This is a genomic window from Nocardiopsis alba (assembly GCF_000710955.1).
Lineage (GTDB): Bacteria > Actinomycetota > Actinomycetes > Streptosporangiales > Streptosporangiaceae > Nocardiopsis > Nocardiopsis alba.
In genome coordinates this window covers 171946-195126 of sequence record NZ_BAZE01000001.1, presented here as the reverse complement: position 1 = coordinate 195126, position 23181 = coordinate 171946, and the positions used below count along the sequence as shown (strand labels likewise).

Here is a 23181-nt window from a genome sequence, read left to right as displayed (position 1 = left end):
TAAGGGATGTTCTATACAAGTCTGTTATGTGGTCGAGAGGTGCTCGTTGAGGCATTGGATGGCGCTATCGGGCCGCTCAAAGGGGTGAATCAGCCGATTTCTTTCGCGATCGGTAGTGAAACGAGCTCCACAACTGCGATGATCTGCCCGGAGGAGGGGGCGCCGTCCGGGGGAATGGACGGCGACATGGGAACGAAAGGCAGGCATCGTGCTCGATGCGGTTGACGCGGCGCTCATGCGCGTGTTGCAGGGGGACGGCAGGGCGACCTTCCAGGCCTTGGCGGACGGGGTCGGTCTGTCCAGGACCGCGGTGCGCGCCAGAGTGCGCCAACTCGTGCAGTCGGGGGCGATCAGGATCGTCGGCGTACTGCACGCCGGGGTCGTGGGCATGGAGGTCCTCGGCCACGTGTCCTTCAGGGTCGGCGGACCGGTCGAACCGGTCCTGGAGGTCCTGGGGGAACGGGAGGCCGTGACCTTCGCGGCCCAGGCGGCCGGGCGCTTCCCGGCCGTGGCCCAGGTACGGGTGGCCGACGACGCGGCGCTGACCAAGGAACTGGCCCACCTGCGCTCGCTACCGGGGGTGGAGGGCGCGGAGGTCTTCCGGGCCAACGCCGTCTACAAGGACGCCCACAGCAGTGTGCGCGAACTGGGCGACATCGAATTGGACGCGCTGGACTGGCGCCTGGTCCGTAGATTGCTCAAGGACGGACGGGCCTCCTACGCCGACCTGGCACGCCAGGTCGGGTTGTCACAGGCCGCCGCCCGTTCGAGGGTGGTGCGCCTGCTCGACTCGGGGGTGGTGCACGTGACCGCCCTGGTGGAGCCCTCCGCGGTGGGGGCCAACGAACAGCTCGGCTTCGGGCTGTGCTGCCGGGGGGACGCCGACGCGCTCGGCGCCGCCCTGGCCAACATGTCCAGGGTGTCCTTCCTGGCCAGCGGGTTCGGACGCTACGACGTGATCGGTTCGATCACCGCCCCCGACCGTTGCCGACTGGTCGAGGCCCTGGAGGCCGTGCGCGGCACCGTCGGGGTCGGGAACGTGGAGACCTGGGAGTACCTGCGGGTGCGCAAGGAACGACGGGGAGGGGATCGACCGGAGGGGTGGGGGCCGCTGTGAGGCGGGTCCCACCCCCGGGGCCGGGGCCGGGGGCGGTGGTCGCCGACCCCCGGCGTGCCCCATGATGGGCCCATGGTGACAGGCGGCCCGGCTGTGCCGGACAGGACAGGGACACTGCGACTGCGCGGGCGGACGTTCGCGGGACATCGGTACGCGGTGATGGGCGTGATCAACAGGACCCCCGACTCCTTCTACGACCGGGGCGCCACCTACGCCCTGGACGCCGCCCTGGCCTCCGCCGACCACGCCGTGGCCGCCGGCGTCGACATCATCGACGTCGGCGGGGTCAAGGCGGGCTACGGCTCCTACGTGGGGGTGGACGAGGAGATCCGCCGCACGGTGCCGTTCGTGCGCGAGTTGCGGGACCGCCACCCCGAGGTGGTGATCTCCGTCGACACCTGGCGGGCCGAGGTCGGTCGTGCCTGCGCGGAAGCGGGCGCCGACATGATCAACGACACCTGGGCCGGCGCCGATCCGGATCTGGCCCGGGTGGCCGCCGAGTACGGCACCGGTCTGGTGTGCAGTCACAGCGGAGGCCTGGCCCCGCGCACCGACCCCCACCGGGTCCGCTACGACGACGTGGTCGCCGACGTGGTGGCGGGCGTGTGCGCCCTGGCCGAACGGGCGATCTCGCTGGGGGTGCGTCCGGACCGGGTGATGATCGACCCCACCCACGACTTCGGCAAGAACACCTACCACTCGCTGGAGCTCACCCGACGGCTGAGGGAGCTGGCGGACACGGGGCTGCCGGTGTTGGTGGCGGTCTCCAACAAGGACTTCGTGGGGGAGACCCTCGGCGCGGGGCTGACCGAACGCGGCGACGGCACGCTCGCCACCCTCGTGGTCTCGGCGCGTGAGGGGGCCCGTGTCTTCCGGGTCCACGACGTGGTGGCGGCGCGCACCGCGTTGGACGTGGTCGCGGCGGTCGGCTGAGGTCGTTCCCGGGCCCTCGTGGTCATGGCGGGGAGGGCGAGAGCGGGCACGGTGGAGCACCGGGCACGTGGATCGCCCGTCTCCAGGGCCAATGTGTAACCGGGGGTAGCATTTTTACGTGTTTCGGGCTCGCACCGCTTGCGTCACGCTTAAGTTACCCATGAGTATGGAGGGGGTCGGTCCGAATCGACCGCACCGGGCGCGGGTGTAATGGAGGCTGACGTGGCGCTTGCGAAGACGTTGACGGCTGTGGGAACCGTGGCCCTGGCCCGATGCGGCGGCCGTCCCTTCGGGACCCACCTCTTCTCCGTCTGGCCGGGCGCCGCCTTCGCCGCGACCGCCTTCCCGGTCCGCTGCGCACCGGGGGACAACCTCGCCCTCCACGTGGCGGTGGCCCAGGCGCCCCCGGGATCCGCCCTGGTCGTGGACGTGGCGGGGGAGGCCGAGTACGGCTACGTCGACGAGATCCTCGCCGTGGCCGCGCGCACCCGAGGGGTCGCCGGGATCGTCCTGGACGGATGTGTCCGCGACGTCACCGCCATCGCCCACTGCGGCCTTCCCGTCTTCGGAGCCGGTGTCTCGGTCCGTGAGGTCGGACACGACGCGGGCGGGGCCATCGGACGACAGATCAGCATGAACGCCACCGGGCCCGCGCCCCTCCCGGTCAGACGGGGCGATTGGATCGTGGCCGACGACGACGGGGTGGTCTGTCTTCCCCGCGGTCAGGTGAGCACGATCATCGCCGAGACGATGAGCAGCATCACCCGGGAACGGGAGATCATCGACGCGGTCTGCGCGGGGGAGAGCACCCTCGACCTGCTCGGACTCGATCCCTCCCGGGTCACCGGCTGGGAGGGCGGCGAGCACACGAACGATCCCGCCCCCAGGGGACGGCCCCGGCAGTTGAACCCGCGTCGGGGCGACCGCGGCGGTGAGGGCCATCCCTCGCCCCGGTCGCGTCGAGGATCGTGTTCGACGGTGACCGACGTCTACGGCGGGGACTGAACCCGCCCCGGGCCGGGACGAGGCCGCCCTCGGGCCCGACCGGGACCCGAGGGCGAGACGCTCCACGAAAGGCGTGCCCTACTCCTCGGCGAGGGAGAGCAGTTCGTCTATGTAACAGGTGGCCTCGCGGGCGGCACGGGCCGGATCGGCCTCGCGGATGGCCTCGCTCAGACCACTGTGGTCGACACCCTCACCGTCGGAGGAGGGACGTTCGGTCGACCCCTCGTCCTGCCCGTACGCGGTGTGCGCGATGCTCGCGTAGACCACCTGGGCGATGTCGTCGTACAGTTCGATGAGCAACGAGTTGTGCGTGGCGTTGACCACCGCCCGGTGGAAGGTGAAGTCCGCCTCCACGAACGCGCCCATGTCGTGGGCGCGCCAGGCCTCCTCGCGCAGGGCCATGGCGCGGTCGATGTCGGCCAGGTCCTCGTCGCTGTGCCGTAGGGCGGCCAGGCGCGCGGCCTCCACCTCGAGGGCGCGTCGGACCTCCAGGTTCTCCCGAAGACGGGAGCGCTCCAACCGACGGCGCAGGGCGCCGCCGAGCTCGCTGGAGGCGCGCACGAAGGTCCCCGCGCCCTGCCGGATCTCCAACAGGCCCGCGTGGGCCAGGGCCCGGACGGCCTCCCGGACGGTGTTGCGGCCGACTTCGAGTTGCTCGGACAGTTCCGACTCGGTGGGGATGCGATCGCCCACGCCCCACTCACCCGAGTCGATCTGTGCTCGTAACTGGCTGATGACCTGGTCGACGAGACCGGTCCGGCGTGTCGAGGCGAGGGGCACGCTGATACCTCCTAGGGGCGGGTCGCCGGATGATAGGGCCAGCGCCCAGGGGATGGGTTAGGGCGGAGCTTAGACCAGTTGGGCGCGGGAATCGGCACTCGAGGGCAATGCGTTATCCTCATGAAGTACATAGGGTCATCCTACGAATTTGTGAGTCGCCTTCTATGAGCGCAGCCCCTACTCCCGCGTCACCTGCTCAGGACGCCTCCTCGACCGGCACCACCACCCCCTCGGCGACACCTCGGGTGGCCCTTCTGCTGATCGCCCTCGCGATCGCCTTGACCTCTCTCAACCTGCGCACCGCCATCACCAGTGTCGGCCCCCTCCTCGACGAGGTCACCCAGGGGCTGGGCATGAGCGCGGTGGGCGCCGGCATCCTCACGACCCTGCCCGTCCTGTGCTTCGCCGCCTTCGGCGGGGTCACCCCGACGCTCGGCCGTCGACTCGGATCGCACCACCTGCTGGTCTACGCGCTGGCCGCGGTCACCCTCGGACTGACCGCCCGCGCCTTCGCCCCCGACACCTGGACGTTCCTGGCCCTGAGCGTGATCGCCCTGGCCGGCGGCGCGGTCGGCAACGTGATCCTGCCCGTCCTGGTCAAGCAGCACTTCCCCCACCGTGTCGGTCTGATGACCACCGTCTACACCACCGGCCTGGCCACGGGGACCGCCATCGCCGCCGCCTCCACCGTCCCCCTGGAACAGAGCACCGGCGAGTGGCGCTTCGCCCTGGGCGCCTACGCGCTCTTCGGGCTGGTCGCCCTCCTGCCCTGGCTCCTGGTACTGCGGCACGAGCCCTCGGTCGGCGGCGGTGGCGTCACGATGGGCGTACGCCAGGTGCTGTCCACCGGGCTCGGTAGACAGGGCGTGCTGTTCTTCGGTACCCAGTCCTCGATCGCCTACATCATGTTCGGCTGGTACGCCCAGATGCTGCGCGACCAGGGGATGGACGCCCAGTCCGCGGGTGTGATGCTGGCCTACCTCACGATCCTGGGCATCCCCATGTCCCTGGTGCTGCCCTCGCTCATCGTGCGGGTACGCGACCAGCGCCCCTTCGTCGTCATGTTCGCCCTGGCCTACACCATCGGGATCTGCGGACTCCTGTTCTCCCCGGTGGCGGGCACCTGGGTGTGGACGACCTTCATCGGTTTCGCCCTGGGCACCTTCGTCCTGGCGCTGACCATCTTCACCGTGCGCACCCGTACGGCCGAGGGCACCGCCGCGATGTCCGCCACCAGCCAGAGCCTCGGCTACCTGCTGGGCGGCGCCGGCCCCTTCCTGTTCGGGCTCCTGCACGACCTCACCGACGGCTGGTACGCCCCGCTGTTCCTGGTGCTGACCCTCGTGGCGATCAACCTCGTCACCGGGCTGCTCGTAGGACGTCCCCAGTACCTGGAGGACGCCATCGAGAAGAAGGCGGAGCGGGCTCGGGCCTAGAACGGCCCCCGAGTCTGCGGGTCGGGCGTTCCGAGCACGATCAGAACGGCAGCCAGTCGATCCGTCCGATCAGGTACACCGCACCGACGAACGCGACGATGTCGATGACCGTGTGCGCCACGACCAGCGGCATCACGCGGCCGTAACGCAGGTAGAACCAGCCGAACACCAGCCCCATCACCAGGTTGCCGAAGAACATCCCCACGCCCTGGTACAGGTGGTAGAAGGCGCGCAGCACCGACGAGGCGAGCACCGCCTTCCACGGACTCCACCCCATCTGTGCCAGTCGCTGCAACAGATAGCCGACCACGATGACCTCCTCCAGGACCCCGTTCTTGAGGGCCTGGAGGATCAGGACGAGGGTGTCCCACCAGTTGCCGTCCAACGTGCTCGGGACGATGGTGCGGGTCAGACCGAGCTGCCAGGACACCAGGTAGACGACCAGCCCGCCACAGCCGATCAGCGCGGCCAGGACCAGCCCGCTCCAGGTGTCGAACCAGGGTCTGCGGACGTCGAAGCCGATCGTTCGGGCCGACTCCCCGGTGCGGTGCAGCAGGTACACGACCAGGGCCACGGGGGCCAGCGCGAAGACGACCGAGTACAGCTGGAAGGACAGGTCGAGCCAGGGGCGCCCCTCGGCGCGGGACCGGATCAGACTGGCGGTCTGGTCGGCCATCGACTCGGGGGCGGTCAGCACGCCCACGAAGGAGATGACCGCGGAGACGGCGGCCGCCCCCAACGAGAGGGCGAGTACGCACAGGATCTCCCAGCGCAGCAGGGAGCGATCGGGGAGAAGGTCGCGGACCTCGATCGTGGAAACGGGCCCCGGCGAAGAGGGGCGCGGGGCGCCCGGGCTCCGGGAGGGCGTGGGCTCGTTCGGATCCGGGTGGGTTCTGTCGGTCACGTGTCGAATGTACGTCTTCCCCACGGACTCCGGACACGGCGGACACGGGGCCTTGAGGAGGAGGAACGGGCGGGACGGCGCCCTTGAGGCGGCGCCCCGCCCGTTCGGGACTCCTGCGGAGGAGGGTTACTCGTCGCCCTCGTCACCGGGCGCTTCGAGGCCGTCGTCCAGGCCCTCGTCGAGACCGTCCTCGCCCTCGAGTTCGACGCCCGGGTCGTCGACGGCGGTGTCCTCACAGGCGGCGACACCGAACACGGCCACGGCCGCGATCGCGCCTCCGGCCAGGACCCGGCGGGTGGTGGTGAGCATCTCCTTGCTGATGTCCTCGAGCTTCACAGTGACTCCATGTGATCGGGGATGTGTGCTGCGGGTCGGCCTCACGGAACGCCTGTGGACCGGCTCATGGGGCTCCCGGAGAACGGGAGGAGCCGGGGCGTTATTGTTCTGTGACCCACGCGCGAACCACTGTATTGATGTTTCCTTGGTGTGAACAGGGGTCTCTGTTATCGCTTCTGGCCGAATTCGGACAGGAAATCCCGTTTAGTCATTGCGGGTATCGGGGAGGTCGGGCTCTTTGGAAAAAGCACGAGGCGGGAAAGTGGCGTCCCTATGTCTTCCTGTGGTCGCCTATGGAAAATGTATTGATCCATGTATTGCGACGCTTTCAAGGGCGTGAAAAGGCCGCCGGCCATGCGCGTGTGTGACACGGACCGCGCATGGCCGACGGCCAGGGGGTGGAGGCCGACCCGCCCCGCCCCAGCCACGAAAGCGGGGAGGGACGGCCTCCGGGGAACGAAGAGCCAGAGTCAGTGAGCCGCTGAGAACTGGTCTTCTTCGGTGGAGCCGGTGAGAGCCGTGGTGCTGGCCTCAGGGGAAATGGTCGTGCTGATGGCGTCGAAGTAGCCGGTGCCGACCTCGCGCTGGTGGCGGGTGGCGGTGTAGCCCTCGGCCTCCGCCGCGAACTCGGCCTCCTGGAGCTCGACGTACGAGGTCATCCCGTTCTTGGCGTAGCCCTTGGCCAGGTTGAACATCGAGTAGTTCAACGAGTGGAAGCCCGCCAGGGTGATGAACTGGAACTTGTAGCCCATGTGGCCCAGTTCGCGCTGGAACTTCGCGATGGTGGAGTCGTCCAGGTGACGCTTCCAGTTGAAGGACGGCGAGCAGTTGTAGGCCAGCATCTGGTCCGGGTACTCGGCCTTGATGCGCTCGGCGAAGTTGCGGGCGACCTCCAGGTCCGGCGTCGCGGTCTCCATCCAGAGCAGGTCCGAGTGGGGCGCGTAGGCCAGACCGCGGGCGACACAGGCGTCGACGCCGTTGCGGAAGCGGTAGAAGCCCTCGGCGGTGCGCTCGCCCGTGATGTAGGGGCGGTCGCGCTCGTCGATGTCACTGGTGATCAGGGTCGCGGCCTGGGCGTCGGTCCGCGCGATGACCAGCGAGGGCACCCCGGCGACGTCCGCCGCCAGACGGGCGGAGTTCAGGGTCTTGACGTGCTGCCCGGTCGGGATGAGGACCTTGCCGCCCAGGTGACCGCACTTCTTCTCGGAGGCGAGCTGGTCCTCCCAGTGCACACCGGCGGCGCCGGAGGCGATCATGCCCTTCATCAGCTCGTAGGCGTTGAGGACGCCGCCGAAGCCGGCCTCAGCGTCCGCCACGATCGGAGCGAGCCACTCGGGGGCGGTGTCGTCGCCCTCGGCCCAGGTGATCTGGTCGGCGCGCAGAAGGGCGTTGTTGATCCGGCGGACCACGGCCGGGACCGAGTTGGCCGGGTAGAGGCTCTGGTCCGGGTAGGTGCTGCCGGAGAGGTTCGCGTCGGCCGCGACCTGCCACCCCGAGAGGTAGATGGCCTTGAGGCCGGCGCGGACCTGCTGGACCGCCTGGTTGCCGGTCAGGGCGCCGAGGCTGTTGACGTAGTCCTCGGTGTGGAGCAGGTCCCACAGGCGCTCGGCACCGCGCCGGGCCAGGGTGTGCTCCTCGGTGACCGAACCGCGCAGCTTGACCACGTCGTCGGCGGAGTAGGTCCGCTCGATCCCCGCCCAGCGGGGGTTGGTCTCCCAGTCACGCTGGAGCGCGGCGCTGGCTTCCTGACGACGAGCGCTGGTGCTCATGTTCGTTCCCGCCTTACGTGTAGTCCCCAAGGTGTTCGCACCGGTCGAGGGAGATCCTGACCAGGGCCAGGGGGTGAGCCCTGGGCGGTAAGTTCCCCGCCGGTAACTATGATTCTTGGGGAAGATCCAAGACTTTTCCACTGGAAATCGTGTGAAGAACGCTGAATCTTTCCGTATCATGAAGCCATGGCGTACTTTGGTGCTGAAGAAATACCGTCTTTGACGGGTGACCTAGATCTCGTCACCTTTGGTCAGAGGCTTCGTCATCTGCGTCGAGCGCGCGGGATGACCCTCTCCGACCTGGGAGAACGCGTGGGGCGGGCGCCCTCCCAGCTCTCCCTCCTGGAGAACGGGAAACGCGAGCCCAAGCTCTCCCTCCTCACCTCCCTGGCGACGGTCCTGGGGGTCTCGGTCGAGGAACTTCTGTCCAAGCAGCCACCGAGCCGCCGGGCCCAGCTGGAGATCTCCGTCGAAGAGGCCCAGCGCGACCCGCTCTACCAAGAGCTCGACCTGCCGCACCTGAAGGTCGGCAAGCGGGTCCCCAACGACGTCCTCGAACACATCGTCGGTCTCTACGAGGAACTCAAGCGGCGCAACGCCAAACCCACGGCCACACCGGAGGAGGCCCGCCGGGCCAACGCCGACCTGCGACGCCAGATGCGCGAACGCGGCAACTACTTCGAACACATAGAGAGCGCGGCCGCCGAGACCCTCCGGGCGGTCAACTACAGCGCGGGACCCCTCTCCCAGGGGCAGATCCTCGCGATCGCCACCCACCACGGCTTCTCCCTGAAGTACGTGCAGGACCTTCCCCGCTCCGTCCGCTCGCTCACCGACCACGTCAACCGGCGCATCTACCTCAAGCGCGAGACCAGCCTGGGCATGCACAGCCCGCGCACGATCCTCCTCCAGACCCTGGGACACGTGATCCTGGGACACAATCGCCCCGAGGACTTCGGCGACTTCCTGCGTCAGCGGGTGGAGGCCAACTACTTCGCCGCGGCCGTGCTCATCCCCGAGACCACCGCCGTCACCTATCTCCAGGAGGCCAAGAAGGCCCGCGACCTGTCCGTGGAGGACCTGCGCGACGTCTACTCCGTCTCCTACGAGATGGCCGCCCACCGGTTCACCAACCTGGCCCACCGTCACCTGGACCTGGTCTGCCACTTCATCCGAAACGACGAGACCGGCATCATCTACAAGGCCTACGAGAACGACGGCCTCGTCTTCCCCACGGACGACACCGGCGCCATCGAAGGACAGCGCATGTGCCGCCAATGGTCGGGACGCCAGGTCTTCCAGTCACCCGACCGGTACTCGATCTACTACCAGTACACCGACAAACCCAACGGCACCCACTGGTGCGTGGCCCACGTCGACCCCAGCCGCGAACGCAACTTCGCCATCACCCTGGGGGTGCCCTACAAGGAGTCGCGCTGGTTCCGCGGTCGGGAGACCACCAACCGCACCAAGTCCAACTGCCCCAGCGGCGAGTGCTGCGTGCGTCCGCCCGCGGAACTCGCCGGCAAGTGGGAGGGCAACGTGTGGCCCTCGGCCCGCGCCCACTCGCACGTGCTGTCGGCGCTGCCCTCCGGGTCCTTCCCCGGTGTGGACGAGCACGACGTCTACACCTTCCTGGAACGACACGGCGCGGACTGAGGACACGCGAAGGGGTCGGCGCCGTACGGGCGCCGACCCCTTCAAGCCTCTGTGAACCGCGGAAACCTCAGCGGATCGGCAGGCCGGTGATGGTGCGGCCGATGATGAGCTTCTGGATCTCGCTGGCGCCCTCGAAGATCGTGAAGATCGTGGCGTCGCGGTGCCACCGCTCGACGGGGTATTCCCTGGTGTAGCCATTCCCGCCCAGGATGCGCAGGGCGTTCTGGGTGACGAAGGTGGCCGTCTCGGACGCGTAGAGCTTGCTCATGGAGCCCTCCGCGTTCGTGAAGTCCTTGCCGTTGCGGGCCATCCACGCCGCGCGCCAGACCAGCAGCCGGGCCGCGTCGATCCGGGTGGCCATGTCCGCGAGCAGGAACGCCACCCCCTGGTTGTCGCCGATCGGCCTGCCGAACTGCTCCCGCTGCTTGGCGTAGTCGCGGGCGTACTCGTAGGCGGCGCGGGCGCAACCGACGGCCATGACACCGACGCTCGGGCGTGAGGCCTCGAAGGTCTTCATCGCGGCCTGACCCTTGGAACGCTTGCCCTCTCGGGCCCGGGCCAGCCGCTCGTCGAGCTTCTCCTTGCCGCCCAGCAGGCAGGAACCGGGGATCCGCACGTCGTCCAGGACGACCTCGGCGGTGTGCGAGGCGCGGATGCCGTGCTTCTGGAACTTCTGTCCCTGGGACAGGCCCGGGGTGTTGGGCGGCACGATGAAGGAGGCCTGACCGCGCGAGCCCAGCTCGGGCTCGACCGAGGCGACGATCACGTGCACGTTGGCGATGCCGCCGTTGGTCGCCCAGGTCTTGACTCCGTTGAGGACCCACTCGTCCTTGGCCTGGTCGTAGACGGCGCGGGTCTTGATGGCCGAGACGTCGGAACCGGCGTTGGGCTCGGAGGAGCAGAAGGCGCCGAGCTTGACGTCCTCGGGGCTGCCGAACATCTGCGGGACCCACTCGAAGAGCTGGTCCTGGGTGCCGTTGGAGGCGACCGCCACGGCGGCCAGCCCGGTGCCGGTGATGGACAGGGCGATCCCAGGGTCGCCCCAGTAGAGCTCCTCGAAGGCGACGGGGATGCCCAGGCCGGTGGGCTCCAACCACTGGTTGGCGAAGAAGTCCAGGGAGTACAGGCCGATCTTGGCGGCCTCCTCGATGATCGGCCAGGGGGTCTCCTCGCGCTCGTCCCATTCGGCGGCGGCGGGGCGGATGACGTCGGCGGCGAACCCGTGGGCCCAGTCCCGGACGTCGCGGACGTCTTCGCTCGGTTCCAGGCTGAAGGCGGGGGCGGTGGCCTCACTCATACGCGTACATCCTTCGTTGGATCCTCCGGGGGAGGAGGGGCGATCTATATGTGTTACCAACGGTAACACGAGGGGGTTTCGTGCCGATGACGAGTGGTCGAACCATGGGCGCACGGCACCCGATCCGGGGAGGACCCGCATACCGTGGCATGGACGGGGACGCCTGAGGCGTCCTGAGAGGGGAACCCCCGAACGCCCGCGAACCGTTCCGCCACCACACGTGGTCCGAGAACGCGCACGCGCCCGTACCGCCGGCGAGCCGATCGGCCGGTCCGGGCGCGCCCGGACGGGAAAAGAACATGGAGACACCCGTCGGCCCCGTACTCCTGCCCGAAACGGCCCACCCCCGCACGACCGAACCCGAAAGGGCCCTCATCGGAAACGCCCACCGCGAGCATCCACTGGAGTCAGCCATGCCCCGCCCCCTGCTCTTCCTCGACGTCGACGGTCCCCTCAACCCCTTCCGGGCCGAACACGCCGACCTTCCGGACTCCTACGTCGCCCACCCGATGCGTCCGACCGGCTGGGAGCCGCCCGCCCGCCCCTTGCGGGTACGGCTGAACCCGCACCACGGTGAGGCACTGCTGGCCCTGCCCTACGACCTGGTCTGGGCCACCACCTGGGAGGAGGACGCCAACACGATGATCGGTCCCCTCCTGGGCCTGCCCGAGCTTCCCGTCGTCGCGTTCCCCCACGTGGACCGGTTCGCCCCAGGGCTGTTCTTCAAGACCCGAAGGCTCGTGGAGTACGCCGCGGGCCGCCCCTTCGCCTGGGTCGACGACGGGATCACCGCCCGCGACATCACCTGGGTCCGGCGCAACCATCTCTCCGACGCCCTTCTGCACCCGGTCGACCCGGCGATCGGCCTCTGGGAGAAGGACTTCGAACTGCTCGCCGACTGGCCCGAGGACATGGGGCTCGTGGACTGACCCCGGGAGCGGGGCACTCCGCGGCCGGTCACTACCCTGTGGCCCATGACACCAGGCAATGACGCCCCCACGATCACCATCCCAGCGGCCTTCAATGGTCCCGACGGTTCCGGAAACGGTGGTTACAGCGCCGGCCTCCTCGCCGAGCGGCTGACCTCGGTGGGCGGGGACGCGGTCCAGGTCACCCTGCGGACCCCGCCTCCCCTGGACCGTCCGCTGGCGGTGGAGACCCTGGGACAGGACGGGCTGCGCCTGATCGATCCCTCCGTCGAGGATCCGGAGGATCGGGCGCGGCTGGTCGCCGAGGCGAGCCGTGTCGAAGCCCGGGACCTCGCCCCGATCCCCGGAGGCCCCGTCTCCGTAGAGGAGGCGGAGAAGGCCCGCGACCTCTACCCCGGTCTGGTGGAGCACCCCTTCCCTCGCTGCTACAGCTGCGGTCCCGAGCGGGCCGAGGGCGAAGGGCTGCGTCTCTTCGCCGGTCGGGTCCGCCCGGGCGAGGGGCCCGACAACGTGGGCAACACCGTCGCCTGCACGTGGAACGTCCTCCCGGCCGTGGACGACGGAACGGGGTCCGTCGCCTTCGCCCAGGTCTGGGCGGCTCTGGACTGCCCCGGCGGCTGGTCTCACGACATCAACGGTCGCCCGATCGTCCTGGGTCGCTTCACCGCCCGGGTCCTGAGCGCGCCGAAGGTGGGCACCACCCCGGTGGTCATGGGCCGACTGGAGTCCGTGGAGGGACGCAAGGTGCGTACCTCCAGCGCCCTGTACGACGAGGAGGGTCGACGGCTCGCCATGGCCGAGGCCACCTGGATCACTCTGCGGTCCTGAGACGGCCGAACCGCTACGGTGGACCCTTGTGGCCTTCGAAGACGACCGATGGACGTGTTCAGTGACGACGACCCCTCGAACGGAGCCGGTGTGACCGCCGGGTCCGCCTCCCCCGAGCGCTCCGACGGAGCCCGCCCCGCGCGCTCCCGAGGGGGCCGTCACCCTCGTGGACGCGACCCCGAACGGCGGCGGGCCATCCTGGACGCCGCCGACCGGGTGATCCAGCGCGACGGTCACGAGGCCTCCATGGTCGCCATCGCGACCGAGGCCGGGATCAGCAAACCCATCCTCTACCGGCACTTCGGCGATAAGAGCGGTCTCTATCAGGCCCTGGCCCAACGCCACGTCGACCCGTTGATCGAACGTATCCGCGCCGAACTGCACCAGCACACCGAGTTCGAGGTGCGTGCCAGGGCCACGGTCGGGGCCTACCTGTCGATGATCTCCCAGAACCTCAACCTGTACCGCTTCCTCATGGACAGGGCCACCTCCGAGGACGTACGGACACGGAGCGACCTGGGACTCATGGTCCGTCGCCTGGGTGAGGAGCTCGCCGACCTGCTCATCACCGAACGGCGCGTCGAGCAGCGTCCGCGCGCCCAGATAGCCGCGCACGCCATCGTCGGCATGGTGCAGGCCGCCGGGGAGTGGTGGCTGGAGCACCCCGAGGTCGAGGAGGAGCAGATCATCGACGATCTCACCGCCGCGGTGGTGGGCGCCATCGACGGCAGCGCCGCGTAGCCCCTCCCGAAACCGGTGCCGTTCCGATGGAACCCTCCTTTCTTCGCAAAGCTCATAAATCCTCGTATAACGCCGCTTCCGCTGTTTCTCGTCGCTTCCGCCGGATACCTTCCCTAAGGAAGCGCGCGGCCCCGGTGGCCGGGCACACCGGATGGTTCGCGAACCCGTGGGAGGGGTCACTTGCCCGAGAGCACAATGGCGCCGGACGAGTGGTCGGCGGTGCGGTCCGGTGACCACCACCAGATCCACTTCGCCTGGGCCGAACCCACCCTCCTCGGCCACAACGGTCCCGGACCGGCCGCCACCTCGCTGACCGCCGACGATCGACCCGCCCTGAGGTCCTGGCGCGACCGGCTCCTGCCTGCTCTCACGGCCGACTATCGGTCCGCCCTCGCCGATACCGCGCCCTCCGCGTATCCGGAGACCCTGTGGGCCCGGCACTATCCCGATGGTCGTAGCGCGCTGGTCTACCGCTGGCCGGGCGATGTCCGCCGTGCCCACGCCTGGGCGATCGTCGGGCCCTCCCGCGGGCTGACCCTTCCGCGCGTTCTCGCCCTGCACGAGAACCCCAATACGCGCCCGGCCGACAGCAGGCCGCCCTCCCCGGGCTGGGCGACCATGCGTGCCCTGCGGGCCCCCGAATCCTGGGAACTCACCGCGGCCCCGGGCGCGGTCCGCAGCCGCGACCGACGTGCCGCCGAGACCAGGATCGGTGACGAGCCCATCCTCATCGGGGCCGTCGCCCGAGCCCTGGCCCACCCGGACCGGCCCGTCCACCTCATGCTGGAGCCCGAGCGCGCCGACCTGTGGCAGGCCGTCCAACTGCGTTTCCTGTGGGGCATGCACCGCATCCTGCACGACGTCCTGACCCCGCCCTCCGCGATCCCCGCGGCTGCCTGGAACTGGTCCTTCTCCACCTACGAACCGGTGCTGGGCGGTGAGGACGGGCCGCACCTGGCCTTCGGCCCGCCTGTCGAGAACGCCGCCGGCCGTGGCCCCTTTCTGTCCCCGGCGCCCCTCGAACACCTCAAGATCGCCGACGCCCTGGTCACGATCCTGCGTGAGGAAGGGGGCGACGCCCTCACCGAGCACCTGAACGCCCGGGGCGTGCCCGGGGCCGGTACCTTCGCCGACCGGCTCGAGCTGATCCAGGACTGGCTCGATCCCCGACCCGGGCCGGGGGAGCCGCCGAACGCAGTGCCGGACGAGAGGCCCCGGACAGGGGAGGGGGACACGGAGACCGCCGTCGCCGAACCTCCCGTGCTGGAGACCTCCCCCTCGGAAGGGCACGACGAGGAGAGGGACGCCCCGGTGCGACCGTTCTTCGAGGCCCCGGAGGGTGGGGAGAGCGCGTCGACGGAATCGGTTCCGAGGAGCCGGACCGCTTCGGAGCGGGTCGAGCCCTTTCCGGAGACGCCCGGCGGGGAACTCCGGGAGGCCCCCGACCCCTTCGCCGATACGGAGGAGGAACCCCACGAACGCGAGTTCCCCATAGGGAAGAGGCCCTTCCGAACCGAGGGCGTGCCGACGGGAGAAGAGGGACCCGCCGTACCCGGCCCCCGGAGGGTGAGGGGCGAGGGGACGTCCGGAACGGAGAGCGACGAGGACGCGGGGGAGGAGACGGAGGATCCCTCCCTCGACCTCGAGGCCACGCCCCTGCCCGGGTTCGACGAATCGGATCTCGAGTCCTCCCCGCCCGCTTCGAGGAACGAGCGTTCGAACCCCGCCACGACCACCCGAGGCACGGCCCCCGGGACTTCGATCGCTTCCCCGACCCCGATGAACACCGGCCGGGCCACGGAGCCCGCGACCCCCGAGCCCGCGTCCGCACCCTCCGAACCGGTGGGGAACGTGGGCGCCCCGTTCTCCGAACCCGTCGCGGACGAATCGGATCCCACGACACCGCCCAGAGGGGCCGCCCCCGCCTTCGTGTTCCGCGGCCCGGAACCCGAACCCGCCGCTCGCACGTCGAGGATCGAGGCTCCGTCCCCGGAACCCTCCACGGACACAACGACCTCGAGCGGCTCGGAACCCGGGCCTTCCGTGCTCGACCCGGACCCCGAGGCCCCGGCCCATGGCGGGGCGACCCCCTCCTCCGAGCTCTCCACCGGCGCGACATCCTCGAGAGCCCCGGATCTCGGACCCTCCTCCCGCGATCGGGAGAAGGACCCTTCCGAAGCCTTCGCAGGTACGACGCCGAGTGGCCCGGACCCTGAGCCTTCCGTGCTCGACCCGGACCCCGAGATCCCGGCCCATGCCCCGGAGACCACGCTCTCCGGGACCTCCGATGACACGGTGCCACCGAGAGCCTCCAGCCTCGAGCCCTCCGTCCCCGGTTCGGGATCCGAGCGCTCGGGCGAGGGCGGTGAGGCCACGCTTTCGGGGACCTTCGCCGACACAACGGCCCCGAGCGACTCGGAACCCGGGCTCGACCCGGAGTCCGGGTTCTCGTCCCACGGCCGGGAATCCCCTCTCTTCGAGTTCGTAGCGGATCCGGAAGCCTCCTCGCCCCTGTCCGACGCATCGGCCGAGAGGGGGACGCCCCCGGCCCTTTCGGCGCCGGCCTCCTCCCGTGACCCCGACGAGGCCCCGGCACTCCCGTTCATCAGAGACGAGGAGGCACCGCCGAACTACGAGGCCGAGACGGCCCCCGAGGTCGACGAGGACCACACCGATCCTGACGACAACTGGCCCACGCACTACATCGACCTGCCCTTGGCGCGCCTGGAGCGTTGGCATCGTCGTCGAGGCCCGGAAGGTGCCCGGACCGACGTGGCCGACGTCCACGCGGCGGTCAGGGCCGAGCGCTCCGAACTCGACCGGGTGCGGTCCGAACGCGACCACTACCATGTCGAGGTGCAGGAGCTGCGCCGAGAGAACGCCCGCCTGGACCGTTCCTGGATCGAGACCGACGCCGACGAGGAGCCCGCACGCCCCCGCAGGAGAGGAGCGCTCAGGATTCTGTTCCTTCTCCTGCTTCTGGCGGCGGCCCTCGCCATCGGAGTGGAGGTCGGGGCCCGCGTCGAGGGCGGGGTGCTCGGTCTGCTCGGTATGATCCCCGGTCTTCCCCTCTGAGCCGGGGAGGTCCGGCGGTACCGACTCGTGGGCGGTCCGCGACCCCGCTACAGGGAAGCCCGGAGGGTCGAGGGCTCGACGGACGGCCTCTTCTCGCAGACGCCGGTCGTGTGCGGAGGTAGCGGGCCCGGTCCGGGAGAATCCTCGACCTCGGGACGCGGGCGACCGTGTCGGCCCCCTGCCCTGGGGCGTTCGGCCGGCTCCCCTCATCGTGATCCGAGGCTTCGAAGGAGGATGTGCCTGTCCGTACCCTCGCCGAGCGGAGAGTGCGCCCCCGCACCTCGACGGTGGAACGTCCTGCCGGAGCCTCGGCGAGGAGCGCGGCACATGGCGGCCGTCGGGCCGGGGAGGGACCCACCGCTGCTCCGAGGGGGCGGGGTCGGTCGGGCTGCCCTTCTCCGGTCCGTCGTCTTCCACCGGTGTGAGCAGGGCGGCGTGCAGAAGTCGCACCCGATCACGGTCGCGTCCGGAGGCGACACGGTAGGCCACCGTCGCCCTGGAGCGACCCAACGCGAGGATCACACCGGTGTACCGGTACCGTCCCGCCTTGAACCGCACCCGCTGCCCGAGGTGCAGAGTCCGGATCATCTCGTGGGAGGCGGCCACCAGGGCACGGCGCCGCTCCCGCTCCCGTTCACGCTCCGCCTCGAACAGCGCGTGCGGTATCCGCTCTTCCTCCTCCCGGACCCTCCGTCGGGCGATCTGGCGCTCGCACTCCTCGCGTAGTCGGGGGAAGCGGCGTCCTATCGCCTCGCAGGCGGCCCGATGTCGTGCCGCGCTCCGATCCAGGTCGTAGTCGGTGTACTCGTGCCGTAGGTGGTCCACGAGCAGACGGTCGGTCGACGGCCGGGGGTCCTCCGCCGTGCACGGGAGGTCCAGACGTTCGGCTCGTTCGAGGGCGGAGCGTTCCAAACGGGAGAGGTCGAGGTCCGAGGGAAAGAACGTGGTGATCATCGCCGCTCACAGGGGGTGTGGGAACAGGCTTCCCCTCAAGGATGGACCAGATCTGTCCGGCGTGCTGAAGGCCTGTGGACAACTCTCGTCACCGCTGGTCACAGCATGATTCCGGGGCGAGACGACCCTCGCGGAGGCCGGTTCCAGGTACTAGAAGAAGGCCGGAACCGACCGGGCTCCGTGTGAGTCGAACCCCGTTGCCGGAGTCCGCCTCGAGAGCGGAACGAGAACGAGGGGAACGATCGTGTTCGGAATCCTGCGGCCCTGTCGCCACAGTCTGAGCGACGGGTTGGCCGAGGAGTGGATGTCCCACCTCTGCGGCCTGTGCCTGGCCCTACGCGACGGGCACGGCCAGATGTCCCGTATGGCCACCAACCACGACGGACTGGTGGTGTCGGTCCTGGCCACGGCCCAGTCCCGGGAACGGTCCGGGAGCCGAATGGCCGGGCCCTGCCCGCTGCGCGGCATGCGGTCGGCGAGGGTCGCGGAGGGGTCCGGAGCGGACCTTGCCGCGACGGTCTCCTTGATGCTCGCCTCGGCCAAGGTCAGAGACCACATCGAGGACGGCGACGGGGCCTTCGCCAGGCCCGGGGTCCGCGCCGTCGCGGGCCGGGTCGCCCGACGGTGGCAACAGGGGGCCCAAACCTCGGGGGAGGGGCTCGGTTTCGATGGAGCCGCCCTGGCCCTCGTCGTCGACCGCCAACGCGAAGTGGAACGCGAGGCCGGGGAGGGCACCGACGTCCTGACCGTGACCGCCCCCACCGAGGAGGCCACCGCGGAGGCCTTCGCGCACACCGCGATCCTCACCGACCGCCCGACCAATCACGCCGCCCTCCACGAGGCGGGTCGTCTGTTCGGGAGGATCGCGCACCTGCTGGACGCCGTCGAGGACCGGAAGGAGGACCTGGAGAAGGGGGCCTGGAACCCGCTCACAGCCACCGGTACCGGCCTCGACCGGGCCCGTGAACTCTGTGACGACGCGGTCCTCGGCGTCTCCCTGGCCTTGGACGAGGCGGAGTTCACCGACGACCGGTTGGTGCGCGCACTCCTGGTGACCGAACTGGGAAAGGCCGTCGAGCGCACCTTCGCCCACGCCGGATACCACGGCCACCCCGGTCACCAGGGCCACCCGGGGCGGCACGGGCACCCCGGACACCAAGGACATCCCCAAGGGCACCCCGGTCACGCTCACGGCCCTCACCAGGGACATGGGGCGGGCGCGCACCACGGACACGGCCATGGTGCCCCCGGCGGCCATGGACACGGCGGCGGGCCCGGCCACACGGGAGTGGGCGGAGGTCGGCGCGACAAGGGCCACGACGAGTCGGGCGGATGCTGCTCCGGCTGCTCGTGCTCGAAGCCCGCCCTGGAGTCCCCGCCACGCCGCAGAGGCCCGCTCATGGGCTGCGCCGCGGCGCTCCTCATGTGCTGCACCTGCCAGTTCTGCTGTAGGGACCCCCACCCCGGCCCCTGGTCCGGCGAGCCCAGAAGATCCTGGTGCGACTACTGCGAATGCTGTACCTGTTGCAACTGCTGTCAGTGCTGTAGCTGCTGCGAATGAACCGGACACACCCGGACACGAAGTACGTCCCGGGGCCTTCGGCTTCTAGCATGGAGACCATGAACGCACTCTCACCGGAGCAGAGCAACCGTGTCATCGCGTTGGCGATGGACCTGGCGAGGGAGGGCAAGACCGGAGAACTGCTGGAGTTCCTCGACCACGGCCTTCCCATCGATGCCAAGGACGAGAACGGCAACACCCTGCTGATGCTCGCCGCCTACCACGGCCACCACGACACCGTCGGCTCCCTGATCGAGCGGGGGGCCGACGTGGACCTGCGCAACGACCGGGACCAGTCACCGGTGGCCGGCGCGCTCTTCAAGGGCGAGAACGACGTCGTCAAGGCCCTCGTCGACGCCGGAGCCGACCTCGACGCGGGCACGCCCAGCGCCCGCGCCACGGCCGAGATGTTCGGCCGCTCCGACCTGCTCCCCTGACCCCGAGACGACGACGAGCCGCCACGGTCGGGGACCGTGGCGGCTCGTGTCGGTTCACTCGCGGGGATCGGGGCGGGATCGTATGCGACGCCCGCCCCGGCGCCCGAAGACCGGGTGTTACAGCTTGCCGGCCTTGTTGGCCTCGATGGCCTTGCGCACGCCCTCACCGTAGGCCGGGTCGGCCTTGGTGCAGTTGGCGATGTGGCGCTCGATGGTGGCGTCGGAGGCGCCGTCGATCGCACGCGCGGTGTTCTCGAACAGAACCTGCTGCTGCTCGGCGCTCATCGAGCGGAACAGGTCACCGGGCTGCTCGAAGTAGTTGTCGTCGTCCTCGCGGTAGTCGAACCGGTCGGCGTTCGAACCCACACCCAGCGCCGGCTCGGCGTAGGCGGGCTGCTCCTGCCAGCGACCGTAGGAGTTCGGCTCGATGCCGGGGACCCCACCCTGGTTGCCGTCCACACGCATGACACCGTCACGGTGGTAGGTGTTGACCAGCTTGGCGGCGCGCGGGTAGTTCACCGGGATCTGGTGGTGGTTGACGCCCAGGCGGTAACGGGCGGCGTCACCGTAGGAGAACAGACGACCCTGGAGCATGCGGTCGGGGGAGACGCCGATGCCGGGCACCAGGTTGGCCGGGGTGAAGGAGGCCTGCTCCACGTCGGCGTGGTAGTTCTCCGGGTTGCGGTTCAGCTCGAACTCGCCGACCTCGATGAGCGGGTAGTCCTTCTTCGACCAGACCTTGGTCAGGTCGAAGGGGTGGAAGCGGTAGTTCTCCGCGTCCGCCTCGGGCATGATCTGGACGTAGAACGTCCACTTCGGGTAGTCGCCGTTCTCGATGGAGTCGTAGAGGTCGCGCTGCGAGGACTCGCGGTCCTCGGCGATGACCTCGGCGGCCTCCTGGTCGGTCAGGTTCTTGATGCCCTGCTGGGTCCGGAAGTGGAACTTGACCCAGAAACGCTCGTTGTCGGCGTTCACGAACGAGAAGGTGTGCGAGCCGAAGCCGTGCATGTGGCGGTAGCTCGCGGGGATGCCGCGGTCCGACATGACGATGGTGACCTGGTGCAGAGCCTCGGGGAGGTTGGTCCAGAAGTCCCAGTTGTTCTCGGCGGAGCGCATGTTGGTGCGCGGGTCGCGCTTGACGGCGCGGTTCAGGTCGGGGAACTTCAGCGGGTCGCGGAAGAAGAACACCGGGGTGTTGTTACCGACGACGTCCCAGTTTCCCTCTTCGGTGTAGAAGCGCAGGGCGAAGCCGCGGATGTCACGCTCGGCGTCGGCGGCGCCGCGCTCACCGGCGACGGTGGAGAAGCGCAGGAACACCTCGGACTGCTTGCCGACCTCGGAGAAGAGCGCGGCCTTGGTGTACTGGGTGATGTCCTTGGTGACGGTGAAGGTACCGAAAGCACCGGAACCCTTGGCGTGCATACGACGCTCGGGGATGACCTCACGGTCGAAGTGGGCGAGCTTCTCCAGGAACCACAGGTCCTGAAGCAGCATCGGGCCGCGGGGACCCGCGGTGAGGCTGTTCTGGTTATTGGCGACGGGGGCGCCGTTCGCCGTGGTCAGAGGCTGGGTGTTGTCGTGGGACATGTGTTCCTTGTTCCTTGACGGGAAGCGTTCGGTGCCGCGGTGGAAGCACGGTCGATCGGTGTCGGGCCTCGTGACACCGAAGGACACGGCCCCGTCTTCGACGGGACCCCGGCCGACCGGACCTCCAGGACATGGCGTCGCGCGCCGCTGGCGGGGCACCAGGCCATGGCGAAGCCGCTCCGGGCCGCTTCGACATCGCTCAGGCGCATGCCGCCATTGAAGCACTTTTCTGGAATGATTCCAAATTATGGCAGAGGAAAATCTGTCCGAACACCCGGAGTCCCCACCCCACGGGACACCCTGAACCCCACCAGGCACAGCCGGGAGCCCGTCCCGCTCCGCCGACCACGCGACGAACCCCACCCTCGAGCCGGCCGACCCCGGCCACCACCCCCTAAGAGAGACCTCCGCCTCCCCCTCCCACCACCGACACGAGGTACTCCTGTGTGCTGAGCACGCTGAAATGCCGCTGTGGCTTCGTCCTCCATGGTCTGTTCGAGGAAGTGTCCACGTGCCTCGTCTCTCGTGCTGCCTTGGCATGAGGCATGGGTTTGAGACTCTGGTATCGCTTTTCTCGGGGCGGTCCGCTATGTCTCTCGTGTGCTGCTCTTCTCGAGGGGGTGGCCCCAGTGGCCGTATGCGGCCAGAGTTCCGAAAGGGACTTTGGTCCTGGATCGATGCGCAGGTCAGCGGCGATAGCCTAGGTTCGCAAGCCGTGTGCTCCCTCGACTCACACGCGGCTCCCGAGGTATTGGCAGGTCCCCCGATGCACCCATTGACCCCCGCAGACCCACGCGTGCTCGGTGAGATCAAGCTCCTGAAAAGGCTTGGCAAGGGTGGGATGGGGGTCGTCTACCTCGGGTTGACTCCCGACGGGGAGCACGCCGCGGTCAAGACCATGCTCGGGGACTATGCCTCGCAGAGCGAGATGCGCGAGCGTTTCCAACGTGAGGCGAGCGCACTCGGGATGGTGCACAACCCAGGGACCGCCGCTCTCATGGGGGTCAGCGACCCCAACGCGGACCGGCCATGGCTGGCAATGGAGTACATCACCGGTTTGGACCTGGACGCCTACGTCAAGGGCAGTGGAGCCCTGGATGAAGTTCTCGGGACCGGACTGGCGTACCTCCTGACCGAGGCGCTCGACGCCGTGCACACGGCGGGGTTGCTGCATCGGGACCTCAAGCCCGCCAACATCATGCTGGGTCCGACCGGCCCCAAGGTGGTGGACTTCGGGCTGGTAGCAATCGGCGGCGCGGGCGGAGATCTCACCATGGTCGGTGCGCACATGGGCACCCCCCTCTGCATGGCTCCCGAACAGTTCGGCGCCGCCGACCAGGTAGATCGGCCCGCGGACGTGTACGCCCTGGGTGCGGTGCTCGCTTTCTCTCTGACCGGACGCTATCCCTACAACGGCGCGAACGGGCACGTGATCTACAAGGACATCCACGACCCCGGGGTAGCCCCGGACCTGGAGGGTGCCCCCGCCCCCCTGCTCCCGTTGCTGTCGTCCCTACTTTCCGTGAATCCCGAGGAGCGCCCCTCATTGGCCCAGGTGCGTGCCCGACTATTGGAGCGGCTCTCCGCTCTGGGTCTGACTCCGGGGGCAGCCCGTGAGCTGGTGGCCGAACACACCCACGTCAACGGGACTGAGGTCCCTGACACGGTGCTCGACACCCCGAGAACCCGTAAGCAGACTCGGGTGGCGGAGCCGGTCCTCCAAGAGACGGTTCCGCGACGGGCCGCAGTGGTGGCCGAACGGCTCCGGAAAGCCTATGCCCGGCCAGAGGTGGCGGCCTGAGCGGAGCCTCCGGCCGGGCTGCTACGGGGATC

Annotated in this window: 18 protein-coding genes; 12 read left to right on the top strand and 6 right to left on the bottom strand. The window is 69.3% G+C overall.

Annotation, left to right across the window (positions count from 1 at the left end; translation table 11 throughout):
• The first annotated feature begins 208 nt into the window (after positions 1-208).
• The 3 genes from TR33_RS00745 (at position 209) to TR33_RS00735 (ending at position 3055) form a co-directional block, all read left to right on the top strand.
• Positions 209-1117: an Lrp/AsnC family transcriptional regulator gene (locus tag TR33_RS00745; RefSeq protein WP_042280844.1), complete on the top strand. Its 909-nt coding sequence runs from the start codon at positions 209-211 to the stop codon at positions 1115-1117.
• A 72-nt stretch (positions 1118-1189) separates the two neighbouring features.
• Positions 1190-2050: a dihydropteroate synthase gene (gene folP / locus TR33_RS00740; protein ID WP_199806084.1), complete on the top strand. Its 861-nt coding sequence runs from the start codon at positions 1190-1192 to the stop codon at positions 2048-2050.
• A 249-nt stretch (positions 2051-2299) separates the two neighbouring features.
• Entirely contained in the window at positions 2300-3055 is a 756-nt protein-coding gene (locus TR33_RS00735; protein WP_042280841.1) for an RraA family protein, read from the top strand.
• A 78-nt stretch (positions 3056-3133) separates the two neighbouring features.
• Here TR33_RS00735 and TR33_RS00730 read toward each other — a convergent pair whose 3' ends face one another.
• Positions 3134-3835 (bottom strand): FadR/GntR family transcriptional regulator, encoded by a 702-nt coding sequence (locus TR33_RS00730; RefSeq protein WP_017533923.1) that lies wholly within the window; start codon positions 3833-3835, stop codon positions 3134-3136.
• 164 nt (positions 3836-3999) lie between these two features.
• Here TR33_RS00730 and TR33_RS00725 point away from each other — a divergent pair, with 164 nt between their 5' ends.
• Positions 4000-5271, top strand: coding sequence for a CynX/NimT family MFS transporter (locus TR33_RS00725; RefSeq protein WP_042280840.1), 1272 nt, complete (start codon positions 4000-4002; stop codon positions 5269-5271).
• Positions 5272-5311: 40 nt separating this feature from the next.
• On the opposite strand, the gene TR33_RS00720 is transcribed toward TR33_RS00725, so the two are convergent.
• The 3 genes from TR33_RS00720 to aceA all read right to left on the bottom strand — a co-directional run bounded on the left by TR33_RS00720 (position 5312) and on the right by aceA (position 8280).
• On the bottom strand, positions 5312-6175 hold the full coding sequence (locus tag TR33_RS00720; protein WP_042280839.1) for a CPBP family intramembrane glutamic endopeptidase: 864 nt from the start codon (positions 6173-6175) through the stop codon (positions 5312-5314).
• A 126-nt stretch (positions 6176-6301) separates the two neighbouring features.
• Positions 6302-6511, bottom strand: a complete 210-nt coding sequence (locus tag TR33_RS00715; RefSeq protein ID WP_017533920.1) for a hypothetical protein — start codon at positions 6509-6511, stop codon at positions 6302-6304.
• A gap of 470 nt (positions 6512-6981) precedes the next feature.
• Positions 6982-8280, bottom strand: coding sequence for an isocitrate lyase (gene aceA, locus TR33_RS00710; RefSeq protein WP_014910696.1), 1299 nt, complete (start codon positions 8278-8280; stop codon positions 6982-6984).
• 219 nt (positions 8281-8499) lie between these two features.
• Here aceA and TR33_RS00705 point away from each other — a divergent pair, with 219 nt between their 5' ends.
• On the top strand, positions 8500-9939 hold the full coding sequence (locus TR33_RS00705) for an XRE family transcriptional regulator (RefSeq protein WP_042280834.1): 1440 nt from the start codon (positions 8500-8502) through the stop codon (positions 9937-9939).
• 67 nt (positions 9940-10006) lie between these two features.
• Here the strand turns inward: TR33_RS00705 and TR33_RS00700 are convergent, their stop codons facing one another.
• Complete coding sequence (locus tag TR33_RS00700) at positions 10007-11236, bottom strand: acyl-CoA dehydrogenase family protein (RefSeq protein ID WP_017533918.1); 1230 nt, start codon at positions 11234-11236, stop codon at positions 10007-10009.
• 299 nt (positions 11237-11535) lie between these two features.
• Between TR33_RS00700 and TR33_RS00695 the strand changes: the two genes are divergently transcribed.
• From TR33_RS00695 to TR33_RS00665, 6 genes are all read left to right on the top strand, one after another.
• Positions 11536-12165 (top strand): HAD domain-containing protein, encoded by a 630-nt coding sequence (locus TR33_RS00695; protein WP_042280832.1) that lies wholly within the window; start codon positions 11536-11538, stop codon positions 12163-12165.
• A gap of 45 nt (positions 12166-12210) precedes the next feature.
• Positions 12211-12993, top strand: coding sequence for a hypothetical protein (locus TR33_RS00690; protein WP_042280831.1), 783 nt, complete (start codon positions 12211-12213; stop codon positions 12991-12993).
• Positions 12994-13041: 48 nt separating this feature from the next.
• Positions 13042-13734, top strand: coding sequence for a TetR/AcrR family transcriptional regulator (locus TR33_RS00685; protein ID WP_042280829.1), 693 nt, complete (start codon positions 13042-13044; stop codon positions 13732-13734).
• A gap of 180 nt (positions 13735-13914) precedes the next feature.
• Positions 13915-16809: a hypothetical protein gene (locus TR33_RS26510; protein ID WP_234305712.1), complete on the top strand. Its 2895-nt coding sequence runs from the start codon at positions 13915-13917 to the stop codon at positions 16807-16809.
• A 1198-nt stretch (positions 16810-18007) separates the two neighbouring features.
• Positions 18008-19324 carry a DUF5685 family protein gene (locus TR33_RS00670; RefSeq protein WP_042280824.1) on the top strand — a complete coding sequence of 439 codons (1317 nt, stop codon included), beginning with the start codon at positions 18008-18010 and terminating at the stop codon, positions 19322-19324.
• A gap of 59 nt (positions 19325-19383) precedes the next feature.
• Positions 19384-19761 carry an ankyrin repeat domain-containing protein gene (locus TR33_RS00665; RefSeq protein WP_014911563.1) on the top strand — a complete coding sequence of 126 codons (378 nt, stop codon included), beginning with the start codon at positions 19384-19386 and terminating at the stop codon, positions 19759-19761.
• 117 nt (positions 19762-19878) lie between these two features.
• Here TR33_RS00665 and TR33_RS00660 read toward each other — a convergent pair whose 3' ends face one another.
• Entirely contained in the window at positions 19879-21348 is a 1470-nt protein-coding gene (locus TR33_RS00660; protein WP_014912595.1) for a catalase, read from the bottom strand.
• 463 nt (positions 21349-21811) lie between these two features.
• Here TR33_RS00660 and TR33_RS00655 point away from each other — a divergent pair, with 463 nt between their 5' ends.
• Positions 21812-23149 (top strand): serine/threonine-protein kinase, encoded by a 1338-nt coding sequence (locus TR33_RS00655; RefSeq protein ID WP_084570165.1) that lies wholly within the window; start codon positions 21812-21814, stop codon positions 23147-23149.
• The last annotated feature ends 32 nt before the right edge of the window (positions 23150-23181 follow it).